The 19281-nt window shown below is 43.1% G+C and carries 18 protein-coding genes and 1 pseudogene; 7 read left to right on the top strand and 12 right to left on the bottom strand.

Annotated features, from left to right (window positions below; all coding sequences use genetic code 11):
• Window positions 1-295 (top strand): annotated as a pseudogene (locus J2T20_RS25330) (hypothetical protein); the annotation flags it as partial.
• 154 nt (window positions 296-449) lie between these two features.
• Here the strand turns inward: J2T20_RS25330 and J2T20_RS25325 are convergent.
• The 3 genes from J2T20_RS25325 to J2T20_RS25315 are packed head-to-tail and all read right to left on the bottom strand — an operon-like array spanning window position 450 to window position 1219.
• On the bottom strand, window positions 450-689 hold the full coding sequence (locus tag J2T20_RS25325; RefSeq protein ID WP_307592729.1) for a hypothetical protein: 240 nt from the start codon (window positions 687-689) through the stop codon (window positions 450-452).
• Complete coding sequence (locus J2T20_RS25320) at window positions 668-967, bottom strand: SDR family NAD(P)-dependent oxidoreductase (RefSeq protein ID WP_307592730.1); 300 nt, start codon at window positions 965-967, stop codon at window positions 668-670. Before J2T20_RS25320 ends, J2T20_RS25325 begins: the two co-directional genes overlap by 22 nt.
• A 57-nt stretch (window positions 968-1024) precedes the next feature.
• Window positions 1025-1219 carry a hypothetical protein gene (locus J2T20_RS25315; protein ID WP_307592727.1) on the bottom strand — a complete coding sequence of 65 codons (195 nt, stop codon included), beginning with the start codon at window positions 1217-1219 and terminating at the stop codon, window positions 1025-1027.
• Between the two features lie 1287 nt (window positions 1220-2506).
• Here J2T20_RS25315 and J2T20_RS25310 point away from each other — a divergent pair.
• From J2T20_RS25310 to J2T20_RS25300, 3 genes are all read left to right on the top strand, one after another.
• Window positions 2507-3397 (top strand): ATP-binding cassette domain-containing protein, encoded by an 891-nt coding sequence (locus J2T20_RS25310; protein ID WP_307592726.1) that lies wholly within the window; start codon window positions 2507-2509, stop codon window positions 3395-3397.
• A 3-nt stretch (window positions 3398-3400) separates the two neighbouring features.
• Window positions 3401-4303 (top strand): ABC transporter permease subunit, encoded by a 903-nt coding sequence (locus tag J2T20_RS25305; protein WP_307592725.1) that lies wholly within the window; start codon window positions 3401-3403, stop codon window positions 4301-4303.
• Window positions 4304-4660: 357 nt separating this feature from the next.
• Window positions 4661-5116: a WYL domain-containing protein gene (locus J2T20_RS25300; RefSeq protein WP_307592724.1), complete on the top strand. Its 456-nt coding sequence runs from the start codon at window positions 4661-4663 to the stop codon at window positions 5114-5116.
• On the opposite strand, the gene J2T20_RS25295 is transcribed toward J2T20_RS25300, so the two are convergent.
• Entirely contained in the window at window positions 5078-6280 is a 1203-nt protein-coding gene (locus tag J2T20_RS25295) for an ABC transporter substrate-binding protein (RefSeq protein ID WP_307592722.1), read from the bottom strand. The two genes, J2T20_RS25300 and J2T20_RS25295, sit on opposite strands and share 39 nt — an antisense overlap.
• A gap of 165 nt (window positions 6281-6445) precedes the next feature.
• Here J2T20_RS25295 and J2T20_RS25290 point away from each other — a divergent pair, with 165 nt between their 5' ends.
• From J2T20_RS25290 to J2T20_RS25280, 3 genes are all read left to right on the top strand, one after another.
• A complete protein-coding gene (locus tag J2T20_RS25290) occupies window positions 6446-7696 on the top strand; it encodes a methyl-accepting chemotaxis protein (protein WP_307592720.1) in 1251 nt (416 codons plus the stop codon).
• A 246-nt stretch (window positions 7697-7942) separates the two neighbouring features.
• The gene (locus J2T20_RS25285; RefSeq protein WP_307592718.1) at window positions 7943-9571 is read left to right on the top strand and encodes a thiamine pyrophosphate-binding protein; all 1629 of its coding nucleotides are present in this window, start codon (window positions 7943-7945) and stop codon (window positions 9569-9571) included.
• Between the two features lie 12 nt (window positions 9572-9583).
• Window positions 9584-9952 carry a carboxymuconolactone decarboxylase family protein gene (locus J2T20_RS25280; protein WP_307592716.1) on the top strand — a complete coding sequence of 123 codons (369 nt, stop codon included), beginning with the start codon at window positions 9584-9586 and terminating at the stop codon, window positions 9950-9952.
• Between the two features lie 68 nt (window positions 9953-10020).
• Here J2T20_RS25280 and glpK read toward each other — a convergent pair whose 3' ends face one another.
• The 8 genes from glpK to J2T20_RS25240 form a co-directional block, all read right to left on the bottom strand.
• The gene (glpK, locus tag J2T20_RS25275) at window positions 10021-11511 is read right to left on the bottom strand and encodes a glycerol kinase GlpK (protein ID WP_307592714.1); all 1491 of its coding nucleotides are present in this window, start codon (window positions 11509-11511) and stop codon (window positions 10021-10023) included.
• A gap of 142 nt (window positions 11512-11653) precedes the next feature.
• Complete coding sequence (locus J2T20_RS25270; protein WP_307592713.1) at window positions 11654-13093, bottom strand: ATP-binding protein; 1440 nt, start codon at window positions 13091-13093, stop codon at window positions 11654-11656.
• Complete coding sequence (locus J2T20_RS25265) at window positions 13094-13810, bottom strand: response regulator transcription factor (protein WP_020427515.1); 717 nt, start codon at window positions 13808-13810, stop codon at window positions 13094-13096. It lies immediately after the preceding gene.
• Between the two features lie 77 nt (window positions 13811-13887).
• Window positions 13888-15150, bottom strand: coding sequence for a cytochrome c biogenesis protein CcsA (gene ccsA, locus J2T20_RS25260; RefSeq protein WP_307592708.1), 1263 nt, complete (start codon window positions 15148-15150; stop codon window positions 13888-13890).
• Complete coding sequence (gene resB, locus J2T20_RS25255; protein ID WP_307592706.1) at window positions 15147-16832, bottom strand: cytochrome c biogenesis protein ResB; 1686 nt, start codon at window positions 16830-16832, stop codon at window positions 15147-15149. The genes ccsA and resB overlap by 4 nt, the downstream gene beginning before the upstream one ends.
• A complete protein-coding gene (locus J2T20_RS25250; protein ID WP_307592704.1) occupies window positions 16829-17353 on the bottom strand; it encodes a redoxin domain-containing protein in 525 nt (174 codons plus the stop codon). The genes resB and J2T20_RS25250 overlap by 4 nt, the downstream gene beginning before the upstream one ends.
• Window positions 17354-17462: 109 nt before the next feature.
• Window positions 17463-18221, bottom strand: coding sequence for a pseudouridine synthase (locus tag J2T20_RS25245; RefSeq protein WP_307592702.1), 759 nt, complete (start codon window positions 18219-18221; stop codon window positions 17463-17465).
• 20 nt (window positions 18222-18241) lie between these two features.
• Complete coding sequence (locus tag J2T20_RS25240) at window positions 18242-18586, bottom strand: peptidoglycan recognition protein family protein (protein WP_307592700.1); 345 nt, start codon at window positions 18584-18586, stop codon at window positions 18242-18244.
• Window positions 18587-19281: the final 695 nt, after the last annotated feature.

Here is a 19281-nt window from a genome sequence, read left to right as displayed (position 1 = left end):
TAGCTACGCGGGGGCTTGGCCCCTCCCGCGACCGGACTTTCACCGGCTAGAGGTTGCGTGCTTAGCTGGGCACGCTGCTTTCGAAGCTAGTTTTCCTTCGGAAAACTTTCGGGCGACCGCTATCGCTTTTCCACAATCGTTCCGTTCTCTCCGCTGTTTAAGCGGAAAAAGTTTCTATAATTCTTCCAAAAATCACAAAAAGAAACCGGGCTTCCGGCGGTTTATTCTTCGCGGCATGGAGAAAGTGACACTTGAGGTCGGGTGGCATGCGCTTGCCCATAATCTGTTGAAGTAAGCAGCCAATGACCAAAAACACAGAGCATCAATTCTCCAGCAACAGGAGAATTGATGCTCTGCTTTCGTTTTACGGTTTTTAAAAACAAAAGAACAGTCCCATTCGTAGAAAATTCTACTTATGGGACTGCCCCACTTTTTGATGTGCGTCATACTTATTCCGGTATGGTGAAAACAGGAACCCTTCGCCCGTCGATATCCGTAAACTTATACTCCTCTGCCAATTGTCCCACCCGCTGCGGGATTCCCGTTCTCATCATAACTGCCGGATCAGATGCCAAAGCACATGCCGCCCGCCCAACATATCGTGTTGACTCGCTGATTTTCAGCGAGTCTACTTCATGCCAACGTGCCTCATCCGTATTCATACTTTTCAATACGAGCTCTGTGCGCATCCACCCTGGAGATAAAAAGGGATTACAGCTATTCCATCTTCTTTGAGTTCGATTGACAAACCGTACGCCATACGCACTAAGGCATTCTTGGACAGGTCATAATAAAAATTGCCAACATATTTATAATGATCCCAAAAGGTCGTATGAATAATGATACCGCCATTCTGATTGTTCCGCATAAGTGGAATGGCATAATAATTGGTCATTAATTGCGCCCGGACTCCTGAGGTGAACATGTTATCCCAGTGCGCCGGAGGCAGCTCCCACAAGGGTTTAATGACAATCTCCAGCTCATTTCCGCCCCAGACGTTATTAACCAGTATATCCAGCTTCCCCTACTCCTCGGCAATTCGCTGAATAACGCTCTCCGTATCAGCGTCAATCGTATGATCACAGCATATCGCGGAACCCTTTCCACCCTCTTGTCCGATCTCACGGATCGTACTATCTATATCCCCGGTCCAAGGATTAGATGATGAAGCCGATGTAGTCCTGCCTGTTACGTAGACAAAGGCACCGGCTTTCGCCAATTCGATAGTAATTCCCTCTTTTCTTTTTAATATGGGATTTGTATAGAGTTATATAAATAATGTTGTTGGAACCTAGTGTCAGTTAAAGTCGGAAATATATTAAAAGTTATCGTCATGTTATATTTCGTTGACATTACCCAACTTCTAATGCAGGTATTAGAATATGTTTGTCGCCAACTCTCTAATCATAGGTGCGAAGAAGGAGTAGAGGGGCGCTAAGCCCCTTCTATTTAGAGGTTCAATGTAGCCCCTTTACATAGAGTTGACTCTTATGTTGCACCAAATACAAGGGAAATGTCTTGTCACTTAGTAGACGCCAGGGTTGGAGCTGCCGTGAAGGCTGAACTCGGCCAAAAAGCCGGAGAGAAACGGAGTATTTCTTATGATAATGATCCGGATTCCCTCCAGTAAAGAAAAGAAGACCACTGCAGTTATCCGCTGCTCAGTCTACTTTGTCTTTAAAACGTTAAACTCATCGAAATCTGCGATCTATTCTTTCTTTCTTTCTTGGTCGTCCAGGGGACCTGACCTATCCTCCAGTATTTGGCGAGGATTATTACCAAGGCGGCGGTAATGACATTTAAAAATGGCTGAAAATGTGGTGCTTGCAGAAGCCGGTTAGAATTTCAAAGATGGGTCAAGGCTGTATGGTTAATGGAGCGGGACTTCCCACGGGAGTATTTTCTGAACCAGCACGAGCAGTGAATCATTAGATTTTGAACAAAAATTGCCCAAATAAAACATAATTTATTTATTTATATAAATGTGCCAAATATTACATTATATTTACAAATATATCATTAAAATAAACTTACATATATTTCTACTACGAGTAAAATATAGGGGTGGATTCTATCAGTGGACATGGAGCAATGGATCCATTACTAATTGGGGAAGCCTGTGGCAAGATAATTGGACAGCAGTGCTTTATTCATTTTCAGATGAAAAAAATGACTGGAACACTAAAGGTACAAAAACTGCCCAATCCAATCAAAGTATAAAATTTTCAAGCTCCATTCCTACTCCATGGGGAAGTGTCGGAGGAAGTACTTTTACTAGTAGAATCCTTTTAAATGTCACATCAACTGGAACGGCTACAGCGCAATAAATGGTTCGAATAAATTAGAGTAACCGTGCGGGCATGATAAAATGAATTGTTTTGAATCCAATAACGATTCAATTATGCCCGCTATTAATCAATAGGAAAGAAAAATGTTTTGAAAACAATTTGGATTCCTTCAATTAATATTACTAATTATTCACTTTAAAGTAAGGGTGTGAGCTTTTTTGAATGAAGCAATACTAACACTACGACAAATTTCTAAAAAATATAGAAATAGTATAGTTTTAGATAAAATCAATCTTTCTTTGGAAGTACATGATGTATATGCTTTAATGGGTCAAAATGGATCTGGGAAAACAACATTATTAGCCATCATAAGTGAGTTGTTACAATCTGATGAGGGTACAATAGAAGGAACGATTTATGAGAAAGAGTCTCTTTACAATAAACAATCCATTTCTGTTTCCTATCAAACTCCTTCCCTCTATACTCACTTAAATGCAAAAGACAATCTTCGATTGTTGAGTCTGCAACCTTCGGCTGCTTTAAACTTTTTAAAGAAGCTAAATCCCTCAGTTGTACTAAATAAAAAAGTAAAGGAATTATCATATGGCCAAAAACAATGTCTTGGAATATCTATAGCACTTTCACAAAAAGCTAGTCTATATCTTCTGGATGAACCCACCAATGGATTGGACGTAACCTCTAGGAAAAATTTAGTTACCTTGATCAATGATATGGCTAATCAGGGATGTTCATTTCTAATTGCCACTCACGAGTGGAGTATAGTAGAAGAGTGTTGTAATAAGGTGGGAATGATATCTAATGGTAAAATTATAAAAGAAATGAATTTGAAAACCAATTCAATTACAATTATCAAGCTAAAAACTTGGGAACCCTATAAAAAAGATCAAATCGAACTATTAAGCGGAGTTGAAAAGTGTACTCCCGTTGACAATTACACATGGTTTTTGTCGGTTTCTTCTTCTTTTGTTGCGTCAGATTTCCAACGATCTTTACACGAGAACAATATCGTTATTAAAGAAATGTATCCCGTTGAACCTAACCAGGAATGGGAGATAATGTATAATAATTTGCTTGAGAAGGAGGGATAGAGAATGGGAGGCGTTTGTAGTCGGGAAATAAATAAGCTACTCAAACATCCATCAGTTAAATTGATAATTCTCTTTTTTATGATTTTTATAATTTATTGTTATTTTATTGTGGGATATCAATTTAACAATTCTTATAAATTATTTTTGGAAAATAGCGACTTTAATACAACACAACTCCTTCATAACTATATAGAACAAACAAAAATTACCGAACCGCTTCCAGCTCAACTCAATATAATTAATCCATCAATGGTAATAACCTATACTTTAGCTATCGTAAACACGCTAGGCCCAATGTTTATATCGATTCTTGGTGCGACGTTATTTGGTATTGAATATCGTCATAATACAATGAGACAACTATGGTTAAGTGGGATGAGTAAAATTAATGTAACCGCTGCGAAATTAATAAGTTTATCTTTGTTTATATTTATTTTTCTGGGTGTCAGTATTATTTGTGGATATATACTCAGTATAATTACACCGGCAGTATTCCATTTACCTATGGATCTAATTACCGAATCCAAGGTAACCGTACCCTTTTACACATCACTACTTCAGATAATTGGGACTTTCTTAAGTCTTCTTTTATGGGCTGTCTTTGCAGCATGTATTTCTGTAGTATTTAAAAATATGTTAATAGGCGTTATAGTTGGATTCTTATATCCAATTTTCGAATCTTCATTACTTGATATTTTTGTTGTTGGTCAGTGGTTTCCGTTATTTATTCAAAAGTCCATGCTTCCATTTCTATTTGAGCAAACCTCTTATGGTGGTATGGTTACTTTTAATAAAATATCTGATTACTATACTTTAAGTAATAGTTTGTTTTTAACAGTTGTGTATATAGTTTTTTTTACATCAATTATGTACTTTTGCTTACGTAAGCAAAAGTTATCTTTATGATATCCTTATTACATGAGTGAGGGATTAGAGAAAAGACTATATTGAGTTTCTAGTATTGAGCATAATATATGTATAGAGGAGCAAGACTCCAAATTTGATTGATAAAAGGGCACTGTCCCACCCATTCCAGATTCCGTAAGAAATCGGAGAAAGTTATTGCTTTCTCTCCACTTTATCACTATCGAATGTCCATTTGGTTTACATATCCCAATTGGTTGGGAGCTGTCGTGAAGGCTGATCATGAAACTAGCCAGTCTCCGGGTTATTGGAGACTGGCTAGCTTTAATTTTTCGATCCCTAGCGGCCTGTTTCAGCAGGTCTGGGCAAGCGTAAGCCACCCAACTTCAAAGGTCACTTTTGGCAAACCTCGAAGCAGGAAACGCTGGATTCCCCGGTTATTCTTGTCTAAACACACTTTCCGGTTCATTCATTCATCGAACCGCTAGTCATATCCTTCCTCGTTTCGAAATCCTAAGAACCTATCGTGTTTCAAGAATCCTTAGTGCTGAGATTATTGAGGAGTCCTTCATACGTCCTGAGGATTTTGAGCTTGCCTCATACTGGGAATCTTCTAAAGCTTCCTTCAAGTCAGCCCTGCCCCGTTACCGAGCTAAGATTTCTATAAAAGCTACCTCCCTGCAAGAGCTGAAACAAGAACGTTACGTGACTTTGACGGCAATAGATGAATCACCCGATTCGGTATGGTTGGAGGTAGAAGCAGAGTTCAACACTCTGGAATATGCATGCCGTATTTTGTTATCCTTTGGTCCCCTTTCACTGATTTATTTTAACTGCTGCATCAAGTTTCTTTAAGAACTCTACCGGAGTGCATCTTCCATCCATAAGGGATTGATGAGCCTCCATGACTTGATTCTTGAACTCATTAGTTCCTTGATCCTGAAGGGGCGTCCCGCTGGAAGTCGAAATGGAGCTAAAAATATTGACCAGCCCTTTTTGCAGGTTATTCTCCGTCCCCGTCAGGTATTGATCGAACTTCTGAGCCGGGATTCCTGCCCCGCTTTGCCAAATCTGCTTCGCCCAATTCTCCGGGGCGTAAAAATATTTCAAGAATTGTATAGCCTCTGCTTTGTTTTTAGAATGAGCGGAGACAGAGTAACCACCACCGAACCAAGCCGCTATGTCAGTCAGTTTGCCCACTTCAGAAGCAGGATACGGTGCAGCTGCAACATGATTTCGAAACTCCTCGGAGAAATTCTCATCCGTTGCAAGACCAGATTCCCAGCTGCCCATCAGAAAAAATGCTGCTTTGCCTTGTCCGAAAAGGTTACGTGATGCTCCGTAATCCGCTGTCAAGAAGCCTTCGGCAAGGGCATTGTCTTTCTGAAATTGTTGTAACTCATTCGCCGCTGCAAGAAATTGTTCATCACCCGTGAAGGTTGCTTTGCCGGCAAGAACATCATCCATTTTTGTGAAATCACCTGTATGACGCTGAGCTATGTATTCGAACCAGATCGGGAGTGACCATCCTTCCACAGCATTCGTTGTAATAGGGTTAATACCTTTTGCTCTTAGCTTCTTAGTGGCTGCAAACCAATCTTGCGTTGTTTTAGGAATCTTAATGCCGTTGTCAGCCAATATTTTTTGATTGTAATACATAACAAAGAAATCAGTGTTCCTAGGTAATCCGTATAATTTACCTGCCTGCTTAAAACCGTCTAATGAACCGGACACGAAACTATAAGAGGTGAAGTCCGCTTCATTTAACTCTGCCAGCATCCCTTCATCGATAAGGGGTTTGATAAAAGAAGTTTGTCCCCAGGATTGAATAATGTCCGGAAGAGCGTTGGACGAAGCATATATTTTAACTTTGGATTTATAGGGTTCATCCTGCAGTGCTTCCACTTCAACTGTTACATTTGAATGCTCCTTCATATAGGTATCTATGATTTGCTGTTCAATTTTGCCTTGTCCATTGGAACGGTCAGCAAGCGCTGTAAAGAGTTTCAGCGTGTACATAAATATAGGAGTCATTTTTTAGATTATATGTAGTATTTTTTAGAAAATAAGTATCTATATAAGTTGAACTTAAGATTAATTATGTCAGTTCCTACAATAGACCTAGCCTGGTCAAATCACCTATAATATTACAAGATACATCAAAATAAGGGGGACTTATTTGTCATGGCATGGATGAATAAACTTGCTTTAAAAGAAAAAATTGTTGCCGGATGCTACTTGATTGCCGCGTTGTTCGCTATTCCTGTTTTAATTGCTTTTCTGATAATGGGTAAAGTATTTTTAGGTATTATCTTAGTAGCCCTGCTAGTTGGCCTTACATACCCTCTTGCACGCTTTATCGAGAGAACGCTTACATCTTCTTTTGAAGAAATCTCCAACGTTACCCACTCTATAGCAAAAGGAGACTTTACAGGCAGAGCAGATGAGTCAGGGTCAATGGGGGATATCAGCCGATCGTTTAACAGTATGATTGATAAACTGAAGAAGATCTTGACCGAAGCCTCACAAATTACCCGCCAGGTTATGGATGCAAGCCGCGGGATTGAGGATAAGAATCAAAACTTAAAAGTTGTAATGGCCCAAGTCGCTTCCTCTTCCAATGAACTTGCTCTGGGAGCTAATGAAATATCCGTTGATATTGCCGATATGACGGAATCCATAAAAGACATAGAAACCAAGGTTTCCAATTACACCAGTTCAACCAAAGAAATGAATAAACGTTCTATACATACGCTAGAGCTTGTTGAAAAAGGTAGACAGTCCGTAGATACTCAAGCTTCCGGCATGCGAAAAAATATTGAGGCTACTCAAAAAGTAGCTGAGACGATAGATGCCCTCTCTCATAATGCCAGAGGGATTACGATGATTACAAAAACAATTACGGAAATTGCTGAACAAACCAACCTGCTCTCTTTAAATGCATCCATAGAAGCCGCTCGGGCTGGAGAGCATGGTCGAGGCTTTGCTGTTGTTGCCCAGGAAGTCCGGAAGCTAGCCGAAGAATCAACCGCTTCGACTAAAGAGGTCTTTGGCCTGGTAAGGAGCATTGAGAGCGATATCAAGCAGGCTATCGAGAATATTGCTATTAATGAAGAAGTCGTGCAGGTGCAAAATGAAATGATCGTTGAAACCGCACAGATCTTTGCAGAAATCGTGCAAAGTGTTCAGTATATAACCGAACAAATCTCATCATTCTCTGCCGAGAGCGACATAATGCTGGAGAGTGCACTAAAAATCTCAGGCGCCATCCAGAATATCTCTGCCATCACTCAGGAAACCGCTGCTGGGACTGAGGAAGTTTCCGCAGCGATGAACGAACAAATCCATGCCCTCCAAACGGTAGCGGATGAAACAGAGATCATGACTAAGGCCGTCTTCCAGCTTCAAAAAACAATCCATGTCTTCAAATTCTAGTCTATAAGCTAAATATCTCAAGTATATACAGTAATCATGTTAAGGCTATCCAAGGTAATATTACTTTGGGTAGCCTTTTTCATTCCTATTCCTAACCTCTCGCAACTTTTGTCAATTCTCAATACTTCTTGTATAAGTTTATTGACAAAGGGAAAAGCGGGATATATGTTATAGGAAAAAATACCCTGTTTTGTAATTGTAATTATCCGTGAAATGATCCTATCAACTTAATAAGAGGTGTAAATTTTGAAAACTGTAGCTGAACATATGGCGTTAGCACTACGTAACCTTGAAGTAACTCATGCCTTTGGTATCATAGGTAAATCAATTTGTCCTCTCGTCCTCAAAATGGTGGATCACGGTATTGAATTCATTCCGGGGAGACATGAATCAAGCTCCGGGTTCGAAGCCTCCGGCTACGCTCTAAAAACGGGGACTCTCGGAGTAGCTATTGGTACTTCCGGCCCTGGAGGAACTAATCTTCTTTCAGCAGCAGCTCATGCAAAAGCGAATAACCTACCCGTTCTATTCATCACCGGTCACCAGTCCATTAAAGAACTGGGAATACCGCAGTGTCAGGATTCATCCTCATATCTTGCCGATCTGGCAGAGATGTTTAGACCCGCCACCTTATTTAGTAAGCTCATCGAACGCGGTGACCATTTCAGCACCCTTTTCAACCATGCGACTTCCCTTGCACTGAGCGGTAAACGCGGTCCTGTACATCTTTGCATTCCATTTGATGTTCAGACGGAACTGCTTGAAGAATGTAATATCGTCATACCTCAACCGGAATCCCTTGTAAGCTATAATTATCATGATCGTGTTGTTGCAGCCATCAATAGCTCCCAGAATCCCTTAATCATTGCCGGTAAAGGAGTAAATCGGTCTGCAGCCCATAATGAGCTGATTCAATTGGCAGAAACGTTTAATATTCCTATTGTGACCTCACCAGGAGGAAAAGGTGCTGTTCCGTGGGATCATCCATTGTATCACGGCCCGGTTGGTGTAGGGGGCTGTTCCCATGGTGATCAACTCTTGAACCAAAGTGATTTGTATATCGTTTTGGGATCACGTTTAAGCGATATGACCATCTGCAATTTAGAGAGGGACAATCATCCGAAAACACTTATTCAGTTTGACAATGATCCTACTTTTGTAGGAAAAATACTGACCTCCAAGACCATTCAAGTGAGCGGAGATCTTCGCCAAAATTTGATCTTATTTCGGAATAATCTTAATACAGACAATATTTCAGAGCGCAGTGTCGAATACGTAAATTATTCAGATGAAATGCCTATTCTTCCCGAGCTCTCACTTGCATCGGTATTAAGTACACTGAGTGATTTAATCCCATATAACAACTCCATTTTTGTTGACGTTGGCAGTCATGCCTACACAGCAGTTAAATGGTATAAGGTAAAAAAACCTGGGAGCTTTATCATCGATGCCTACTTTGCTTGCATGGGCAATGCTATCGGTATGGCTATCGGGGCTAAGCTAGCTTCTCCTGCGGAAACTATCTTATGCCTCACTGGTGACGGTTGCTTCATGATGCTGGGTGCTGAAATTAATACAGCCGTATGTAAAGGTATTCCTGTAATATTTATCGTTGTGAATAATAAGCAGCTGGATATGGCGCTTAAAGGAATGGAGAAAACTACAGGCCGAATAGATGGAACATTATTCGAAGTACCTATGGACGTTGTGAAATTTGCAGAATCCTTGGGGGCTACTGGTTTTAAGTGTGATACTGCCGAACAATTCGCCTCTGCTGTCCGTGCGGCTATCGATTTAAATGCTGTTGCTGTAATTGAATTGATTACGGATCGTAATGAAATCCCCCCAACGGCACACCGGTCATTAAATCTATAGCAGGAGGCCCTTATGAGCAACAACATTAATATTGGTCTAGATCATTTTTCTACTCTATCCGGAGACTACGGGGCTAAAATGTTAGCTCCGATTCAAGAGAATTTTCCAGAACTCGCTGAATTTATAATGGGCACTGTATACGGGGATATTTTTAAACACAGCACCATCGGGGATGACTGGAAGGAAATTGCAATTATATCTTCCTTAGTTACTATGGGTCAGTTTGACCAACTGGCTCTTCATTATGTCATGGCTCTTAGTGTCGGGATTACCGTTGAACAACTTAAAGGGACTTTATTGCATTTAACCCCTTGTGTAGGATTGCCGCGAGTAATCAGTGCCTTTAATGTCCTGCTCACAACTCTAGAGGAAGTTAAGTAGATAGATATATGGACAAAAAAGAGCAAGCCAAGGTTCATGTTGGCTTGCTCTTGTCATAATAGCTCCATCTAGTGCTTTTCCCACCCCATGGTCCGGGAGACCGCATCCTGCCAGGCGAGGTAACGACGTTCACGTTCCTCCGACTCCATAAGTGGAGTAAATACCCGCTCTGACTTGTTGAAGGTGAGTAGCTGCTCTCTTGTCCAGATGCCTGAGGTTAAACCGGCAAGAAGTGCTGCACCCAGCGCAGTGGTCTCGGAATAATCCGTCCGTGTAACATCGCTGCCTAAAATGTCGGCTTGAAATTGCATCAATAAATCATTTCGAACGGCTCCCCCGTCCACACGCAGTTCAGTAAGCGGCATTCCTGCGTCTTTCTCCATAGCCCCTATTACATCGCGTGATTGAAAAGCAAGGGATTCCAAGGTTGCCCGTACCAAATGTGCCGCTGTCGTTCCACGGGTTAATCCAAAAATAGCTCCTCTAGAATACATATCCCAATATGGAGCTCCCAGTCCTGTAAAAGCGGGAACGACAACAACCCCTTCGCTATCCTCGACCTCCCTTGCCTTATCCTCAGAACTAGCAGGTTCTTGAATCAGGCCAAGACCTTCCTGAAGCCACTGTATGGCTGCTCCTGCTACGAATACACTGCCTTCAAGTGCATAATACATCTCGTCGCCAATTCCCCATGCGACCGTTGTTAGCAGACCATGGCGTGATACCACGGCCTCTGTGCCCGTATTCATGAGGATAAAGCAGCCCGTACCATATGTATTCTTAGCGCTGCCCGCTTCAAGACAGGTGTGACCGAACAAAGCCGCCTGCTGATCGCCCAGAACTGAACTAATAGGGATGGCGGCTCCGAACCAATGCTCTTTTGCTGTACCGAATTGTCCCCCAGACATCTTGATCTCAGGTAAAATCGAGCGCGGAATATTTAATGCATTCAGCATAGAGTCGTCCCAAGCGCGAAAATGCAGGTTAAAAAGCATTGTACGTGAAGCATTCGTAACATCCGTGGCGTGAACTTCACCTCCGGTGAGCTTCCAAATCAACCAGCTGTCGATCGTCCCGGCAAGAAGCTCGCCCTTAGCGGCTCGTTCCCGTGCTCCCTCTACATGATCCAAGATCCAGGCAATTTTGGTTGCTGAGAAATAGGCATCTATGACCAGTCCTGTTTTACTGGAAATTTCCTCTTCGAAGCCTTTCTGCTTAAGCTCCTCACAGATCCCCGCCGTACGGCGATCCTGCCATACTATAGCCGGATAAATAGGCTTGCCTGTGAACTTGTCCCACACCATCGCCGTTTCACGTTGATTAGTGATCCCAATTGCTGAAATTTGATCAGGGAGAATACCACTCTTGCCAACAGCATCCCTCGCTGCAGACAGCTGAGTTTCCCATATTTGTTCTGGATCATGCTCTACCCAACCAGGATGGGGAAAAGATTGCTTAATCTCATACTGTCCCTGGGAAATGATCCGCGCCTCTTGATCAAATAAAATAGCCCGCGAACTCGTTGTCCCCTGATCCAACGCCAATATATAGTCTGCCATTACATCATGACCTCCTGAGCAATACTGGATAAATCATAAGTGCTAGTTATAGCTTTGTTCCACGATGAACAAGATTATTATACCTCTTTCAACAAAAAGCACCTCTGTTGTCAGAGGCGCTGTCAAGCTTTGTTTGATATACTTACAGTTTTTCGACAGGAAGTCGAAGTGTGAAGCTGGAGCCTTCACCAAGCTTGCTTGATGCCGAAATATGACCATGATGAGACTCTACAATATTTTTAACAATCGCGAGCCCAAGTCCCGTACCGCCTGATTCTCCGCGCAAACGAGCTTTATCTGCTTTATAGAATCTTTCGAATATAAAAGGTAGATCCTCAGGAGGAATACCATAACCTTCGTCGGCAATTGTTATTTCTATATAGCGTCTTCCTTCTAACTCCATTTCTCCCCCGGTAATTACGATACTCTTACCAGTAGGTGTATGGCGAAAGGCATTGTCCAGCAAATTGGTTAAGACTTGCTCCAGCTTATCTTCATCCGCTGCCTTCAGGAATAGTTGCGGACTCATTTTGCTGTATTGCAAGTGAATCTCCCGCTCCTTGGCACGAACTGCGAATTTACGATATATTCTCTCTAGAAATTCATCCATATTAATACGAGCCTTCATCATATCTGTATGGCCGGCTTCCATTCGGGCGAGGTCAAGTAAATCCTTCACCAGACGTCCCATTCGGAGCGATTCGTCATGAATAACCTGTATAAGTTCGCTGCTCTCCTCCGGTGAGGAGGCCATTCCATCCAAAAGTGCCTCGCTATAACCTTGCATCATAGATAGAGGGGTACGTATCTCGTGGGAGACATTCGCCACAAAATCACGACGCATTTTCTCTAAACGCACCTCTTCAGTTACATCACGCAGAACAGCTACTGCCCCTCGGATATCATTGTCGGCGTAAAGCGGGGCCATATGCACCGACCATACTCCCTGACGAACATGCACATTCGAACGCTGGTCCCCGCCTCTGAGGATCGTACTTTGGAACAACGGCTGGAGTGGAAGCGGTACATCACCCTGATCCTCTCTCTCAAGGAATAACTCTGAGTCACTTTCCTGATCCCATTTCAAATCACTCCATGCTTCGAGCAAGGTACGTCCATGGGGATTGGTAAGTATAATGTGCCCATCAATATCAAAGGTAATAACAGCATCGCTCATACTTCGCAATACGCTGGAGAGATGGCCCTTTTCATGATTTAAACTACGGATATTCTCGTCCAAATCCTCAGCCATATGATTAAATGAAGTGGCTAACTGACCAATCTCATCACTGGTTACCAGCTTTAGTCTTGTCCCATATTCTCCGCGGCGAATATTATTGGCAGCCTCAATGACCTGCTGCAAGGGCTGCGTAATTTTGGTAAACAGGAACAAAGCAAAAAAGGTGGTCAAAGAAAATCCGATCATGCATGTATACATAAATAAGCGTTTGATTGCCCCGGAATTGGCAAAGTTACTGTCGATGTAGGGAAGTAAGAATAAGCCTAGCGTGATTAGCACGACCGCTACCAGACAAATGATCGTAAGCCACAGCTTACCTACAAGACTTCTCCAGAAGTTCACTTATTTCGGGACCTCAAGTTTATAGCCTACTCCCCATACCGTCGTGATCATCGCTGCCGATTCCGGTGATACTTTATTAAGTTTTTCACGAAGTCGTTTTACATGCGTGTCTACCGTCCGTAAATCGCCGAAAAATTCATAATTCCAAACGTCCTTAAGCAGTTCTTCTCGGGAGAACACTTTGTCCGGTGAGATTGCTAAATAATGCAACAACTCGTATTCCTTAGGAGTCAGACTTACTTCCTGTCCTCCAGCCGTCACACGGTGTGCGTCATGTTCGATAATAAGATGCGGGAATACAATGTTATTGCTGGAATTGCTCTCTTTGGATAGAAAAGCTGTAGCTGACGATCTGCGCATAATAGCTTTCACCCGGTATATTACCTCGCGGGGACTGAAGGGTTTAACCACATAGTCGTCTGCACCCATTTCAAATCCTTGTACCCGGTTAATTTCTTCACCTTTGGCAGTAAGCATCAGGACAGGTGTAGATTTAACACCTCTGAGTCTTGTAAGCACTTCAATTCCATCGATGCCGGGAAGCATTACATCCAGCAAAATAAGACCGTAATCATTAGCCGTTGCTTTGCGGAGGGCAATTTCACCATCTTCTGCTTCATCGATTTCGTATCCTTCTTTTTCCAAGTACATTTTAAGCAGGCGGCGGATTCGCTCTTCGTCATCCACCACCAGGATTCTATTCAAATGTTCTGCCATTTCACAACATCCCTTCATCAATTACAGTAGAACAATAACCGCTATTCATATGCTGCTTAAGCAGCCATACCCTACACTCAGTCGGTTCCGGCATAGGAATGAAGTCCTGCAATGACCAGATTAACGCCAACCAGTGTAAACATTACGACCAAAAATCCAAGTACAGCAAGCCAAGCGGATTTGCGTCCCTGCCATCCGCGGGCAAGCCGTAGATGGAGATAAGCGCTGTAAAACAGCCAGGTAACGAGTGCCCAGACTTCCTTCGGGTCCCATCCCCAAAACCTTCCCCAGGCAACCTGAGCCCATATCATTGCAAATATCAATGCCCCTAATGTGAAAATAGGGAAACCAATCGCAATTGCCCGGTATGTGATCTCATCGAGATCATCGGCGTCTATTCCATCCATGAGGGGGTGTAGAGCCTTGCCCAGCGGTTTGCGTGCAATCATACGAATAAAGCCGTATAGAATTAAACCCGATATTAATGACCAGATCACAGTATTAAATTTGCGCCCAGCGTTGACACCATTCATCCATGAGGGAGCTTCAAAAATAGGTTCTTTTAGGCCAAGAAACGACTGAAAGCTCTCTATTTCGCTATGGTAAGGTGCCACAATTGGCGGCATTTTATAACTCACTTTCTCTATTGTACTATCTTCCTGCCCCGGGCTGTCAATCGTAACGTTTTGTCTTATGAAAACAGTCTCGTATCCAGCCCCGCGGAAAGCAAAAACGGAGCCCAGAAAAGCGATAATGACAATGATTGAAAACAGCGTAAACTCTACTAGTCTTTGCTGTTTTTTGTCGCTTTTAGCGACACTGTCGAAGTTAACGGTTCGCAACAGGTACATGAGTCCCGCAGCAAAACCTACGGCGAAGAAAGATTCACCTAAAGCTGCCAGGGTCACATGAATATTCAGATAAATAGATTTCAGCGACGGGATTAGAGGTTGAACCTCCTGCGGGAACACCGCTGCGTACGCCATAATAATGATTGAAATAGGAACTGCAAACAGACCCAGTATGATTTTACGATAAATAGCGAATATCACGGTAAAAGCAACCATTACCATCATTGACAAAAAGGTCATGAATTCGTACATGTTGCTGACAGGAATATGTCCCGATCCGGACCAGCGTGTAAAGAAGTACAGTATATGACATAACAGACCCAAAGAAGAAGCGAGGAAAGCCACCTTACCCCAGCGGGCAGTGTGTTCTTCCGGTTTACGGCCAGACCACTTGCGCCCCATAATAGCGATGGTGTATAACATGAACGCACCGCTGTATAAGAAAAATGCGGCTATAAAGACGTTACTGCTGAAATCGAGCAAGCTCATGATAGACCTCCCCCGTTATCCAATGATTTTTCATCTACTGTCATGTCCATCTTTCCTAAGAAAGAAACGATCTCACGTCGGAATCCGAACCAGTTCTTATTGGTGTGAGCACCCAGCGTCAGTTCGCCATTTTCCACAATCAGCCAAATACGTCTATGCTGCCAATAAAAACCGAGCACAAGTCCCAGCATAATAATAGCGGCCCCGATCCAGATAAAAGGCATAACCTTATCTACCCGAATGTTAAGATACGCCGTAGATTCTGAGAAATCGACGTCACTCATAGCGGTTACCTCAAACTCCAGAAAGCGTTCGCTGCCGCCTAGCTTGTCATTAATAGCTTGTTGCTGGAACTTCACCTGATCAACCTGTCTGGGAAAATAAAAGTATTGCTGTCCTTCGGTTGGAAGTCCCGGACCATGAATCAGGAAAAGAAAAGCAGGTGCATTGGGATACGGTGATTTAGAGACAGGCTGCCCCTCTTCATTCATACCAAAGTCCATATATTTCTCTTTCAGCGTTAGCTCATAAGGCCCTGCTTGATACACACGCTGCGGATTTTTCATCACTAATTTAAATTTGCCAAAAGCCTCTCCGGTCACTGAATTAACCAAATTAGGCTGTACTGAACGCAATACCGGTGTAAGGTCATAATCAAATTGATACGCTTTCAGACCTTTGTAATTCAAAGGACTATTCACCTGTATATCATGCGATGCAACTTCCCTTAGCTTCGGTTCCTTGGAAGGGTCTCCACATTCAGCCGTACATTCGTACAATACCGCTTTGGTTTCATATAGCTTAGGAAGAACTTTGGTGCCGCGGAATTCCTCGGGCATTTCTGCTTCCGTATAAAATTCTACAGTAAATTTCTCATTCTTCAGGTAATACGAAGTATCCGGAATTGGGACGGTATCGCCTTGAGGAAAAGCAAGATGCTGATCCATATTAAGACCCGGCAATCCTCTGACCAATACAGCTAGTAAAAATATAATAAGGCCGATATGTATAACATAAGGCCCCCAACGACTAAAACGGTGTTTCTCGGCCAGCAGTGCACCATTTTCTGTAACGACTCGGTACCCTTTCTTCTTTAAGGGCTGAACCGCTCTTTGAACCCATAGATTCGGATCTTCCTCAACCTCGGTAATCAGAACAATCTTCTGCCGCGTCAGAAACTGACGATGTTTGCGAATTTTCTGTTTGCTAAGAGCTTTGTATAGGGGCAGTACACGATCTAAACTGCAAATAACCAGTGAAGCACCGATCATTACTAGGAGAGTCACGAACCACCATGATTCATAGGTATGTGAGAGGCCCAGCTTGTAATAGATGTCCCCTGCAACTCCGTATTCATCCTTGTAATGGGTTGACGCATCAATGTTAAGAAAAGTACTTTCCTGCGGAAAAATTGTGCCCAGCATAGAGCCTACCAGGGTGAGCACGATCAGGTAGATCGCTATTTTGACCGAAGAAAAAAAGTTCCAGACCCTATCAATTAGACCTGGATTCACACGTTGAGAACGCCGGGCTCTTCCGTCATATCGCATTTCAAGATTCTCGTTGGTGTTCCCATTATCATCAAGTGGTTTGCCACATGCTTCACACAGCACAGTCCCCACAGGATTCTGATGGCCGCATTCGCATTTGGTATTCGTGATAAAAGGAGTACGCTGACTCATGGCTTCACCAGCTTCCCGATTACATCATCCAGAGTGGTGAGATCCAGCTGCCCGATATGAATACTATCGATTCTGCCTTTAGGATTGATAAAAAACGTGGTCGGCATAGGTGAAATACCGTAGCTGCGCACAGCGTTCCGGCCCGGGTCCATAACAATCGGGAAATCGATATCAACCTGTTTCACAAAGTTCTCCACAGTCATTTGATCCTCACCTACATTGATCCCAAGGACAACAACGCCCTTATCCTGCCATTTTTGCCATTGAGCTTGCAGAGCGGGCATTTCCTTTACACAAGGCGTACACCAAGATCCCCAAAAATTCAATACAACTGACTTGCCTTTGTATTCATCAAGCGTATGATTCTGGCCGTCAAGCCCCAGCAGTTCAAAAGAAGGCGCTTTACTGCCTTCTTTTGGCTTTCCGTCTCCTCTTACTAAAGAGGTACCGATTGCATAACCGCCGAGAATGACAACCAGTAGCAATATTACGATTTGAACAGGCTTTCTCGCTTTGCCCACACATAATCCCCCTTCTATGACGTAACTCATAACTTCGTTGTTAGGTGTGAACATCCTATGAACATTATAACGAATATCGTCATGACTTTCGGGGGTTATATTGTGAACTTTATGTGTCCTTACGCGGTGTTTTTGATTTAAGCAATCCCGACATAGCTATTTGCTGCAAATGATTAATCTCATCCTTGGTCAGATGGCGATAGGAACCGCGTTTTAAATTTTGCAGAGAAATATCCCCGAATGAAACTCGCTTCAAACGAAGAACGGGGTGAGATATCGCTTCAAACATACGTCGAACTTGACGATTACGTCCTTCATGGATCGTGATACTAATAACCGCTTCCTTATTGACTTCATCAATATCCTTATACTCTAACTCTGCAGGTGCTGTCATGCCGTCCTCCAGGTTAATACCTGCCTTCAGCTTGTCCAGTGCGCTGCCATGCGGAACTCCCTTTACCGTAGCATGGTACGTCTTAGGTACGTGATGCTTGGGATGGGTAAGAAGATTGGCGAACTCCCCGTCATTCGTGAGTATTAGAAGTCCTTCCGTATCATAATCAAGACGGCCTACCGGGTACACACGTTCGTCAATGCCTTTCAAGTAATCCGTTACGACCTTGCGCCCTTTGTTATCGGATGCGCTTGTAATCACGCCTTTTGGCTTATTGAACATCACATAGATTTTTTTCTCACCTTTGATGGGTCTTCCGGAAACAGTAATCGTATCCTTATCAGGATCAACTTTTGTACCGAGTGTAGTTACAAGCTCCCCATTGACCTCAACTTTGCCGGCCAAAATCATTTCTTCACATTTACGTCTGGATGCTACACCAGCTTGCGCTAAAATTTTCTGTAATCTTTCCATTTTCGACTAGTCACCTCAGATTAATGATAACCATCAGAGGGATAAATCACAAGGTCATTCCAAGGAAAAAAAGCTCCTGGACAAGAATCATTGTGTGGTTCAATGATTAATGGGGAAATTTGATACCGTCCAGCCAGCTCCAAGATCAGCTTTCCTGCTGTAAATAGCTGTTCTTTCCTGGAAGAAGCTGACCCGGTGCCTGTGTGATATGTAAAATTTCCCTCCAGGCAGATATGAATGTTGTCGGGATCTGTTAGCAGCGGCGCTGCATAGATTCGGCCATCCGGATCGACCCAGAAGTCGAAGCCCTTACCATTAATGGAAGAACAGTGCGAATGATGCATAATAAAACCTTTGTACGGCATGGGTGTTCACCTCCACTGTGCGATAGCATATGTTGTGGAGGGGTTCGGGGTGACGCCGATTGTTGAATTATCTTATGGGTGTTGGTGGGGAGGGCGGGTGGTTGGTAGGTGGGGAATCGGCGGACCGTTGACTGGGCGTGACTGCGAGGGATGTTTGGACTTCCGATCGCTGTTATGGTTGGATTTCCTGATTTGAACCGCCACGCGGTTGAAATCCAACCATAAAGGCGAACGCTGGCGCTTCTCCAGTTCCAAACCTCCTCTTCGTCACTCCGTCAACGGGGGAAACCAAAACCAAACCTCAAAACCAAACCTTAAAACCAAAACCCAACACCAAAACACAAAACCAAACCTAAAAGATAAGTTCAAAAGAACAGCCTCAAACCGAACTGAGGCTGAAGATAAAAGATAAAAGATAATCAATTCATAATGCGAAAATTCGCATAATTCCACATACAAAATTAATTATCAACCTGCACTAAGTACATCAAAATTTGCTCCTGAAGCAACGTCTGCACCTGAAATCCTGCACTAAGTACAACAATACGGCTCCCTAGGCATCCTTTGCGCTCGAAATCCTGTATAAAGTACAACAATTCCGCTCCTGAAGCAACGTCTGCACCTGAAATCCTGCACTAAGTACAACAATACGGCTCCCTAGGCATCCTTTGCGCTCGAAATCCTGTATAAAGTAC

It is taken from the genome of Paenibacillus wynnii (assembly GCF_030812855.1).
Taxonomy (GTDB): domain Bacteria; phylum Bacillota; class Bacilli; order Paenibacillales; family Paenibacillaceae; genus Paenibacillus_AQ; species Paenibacillus_AQ wynnii_A.
The sequence above is the reverse complement of the archived record's forward strand: the minus strand, read 5'-3'. Positions and strand labels throughout refer to the sequence as shown.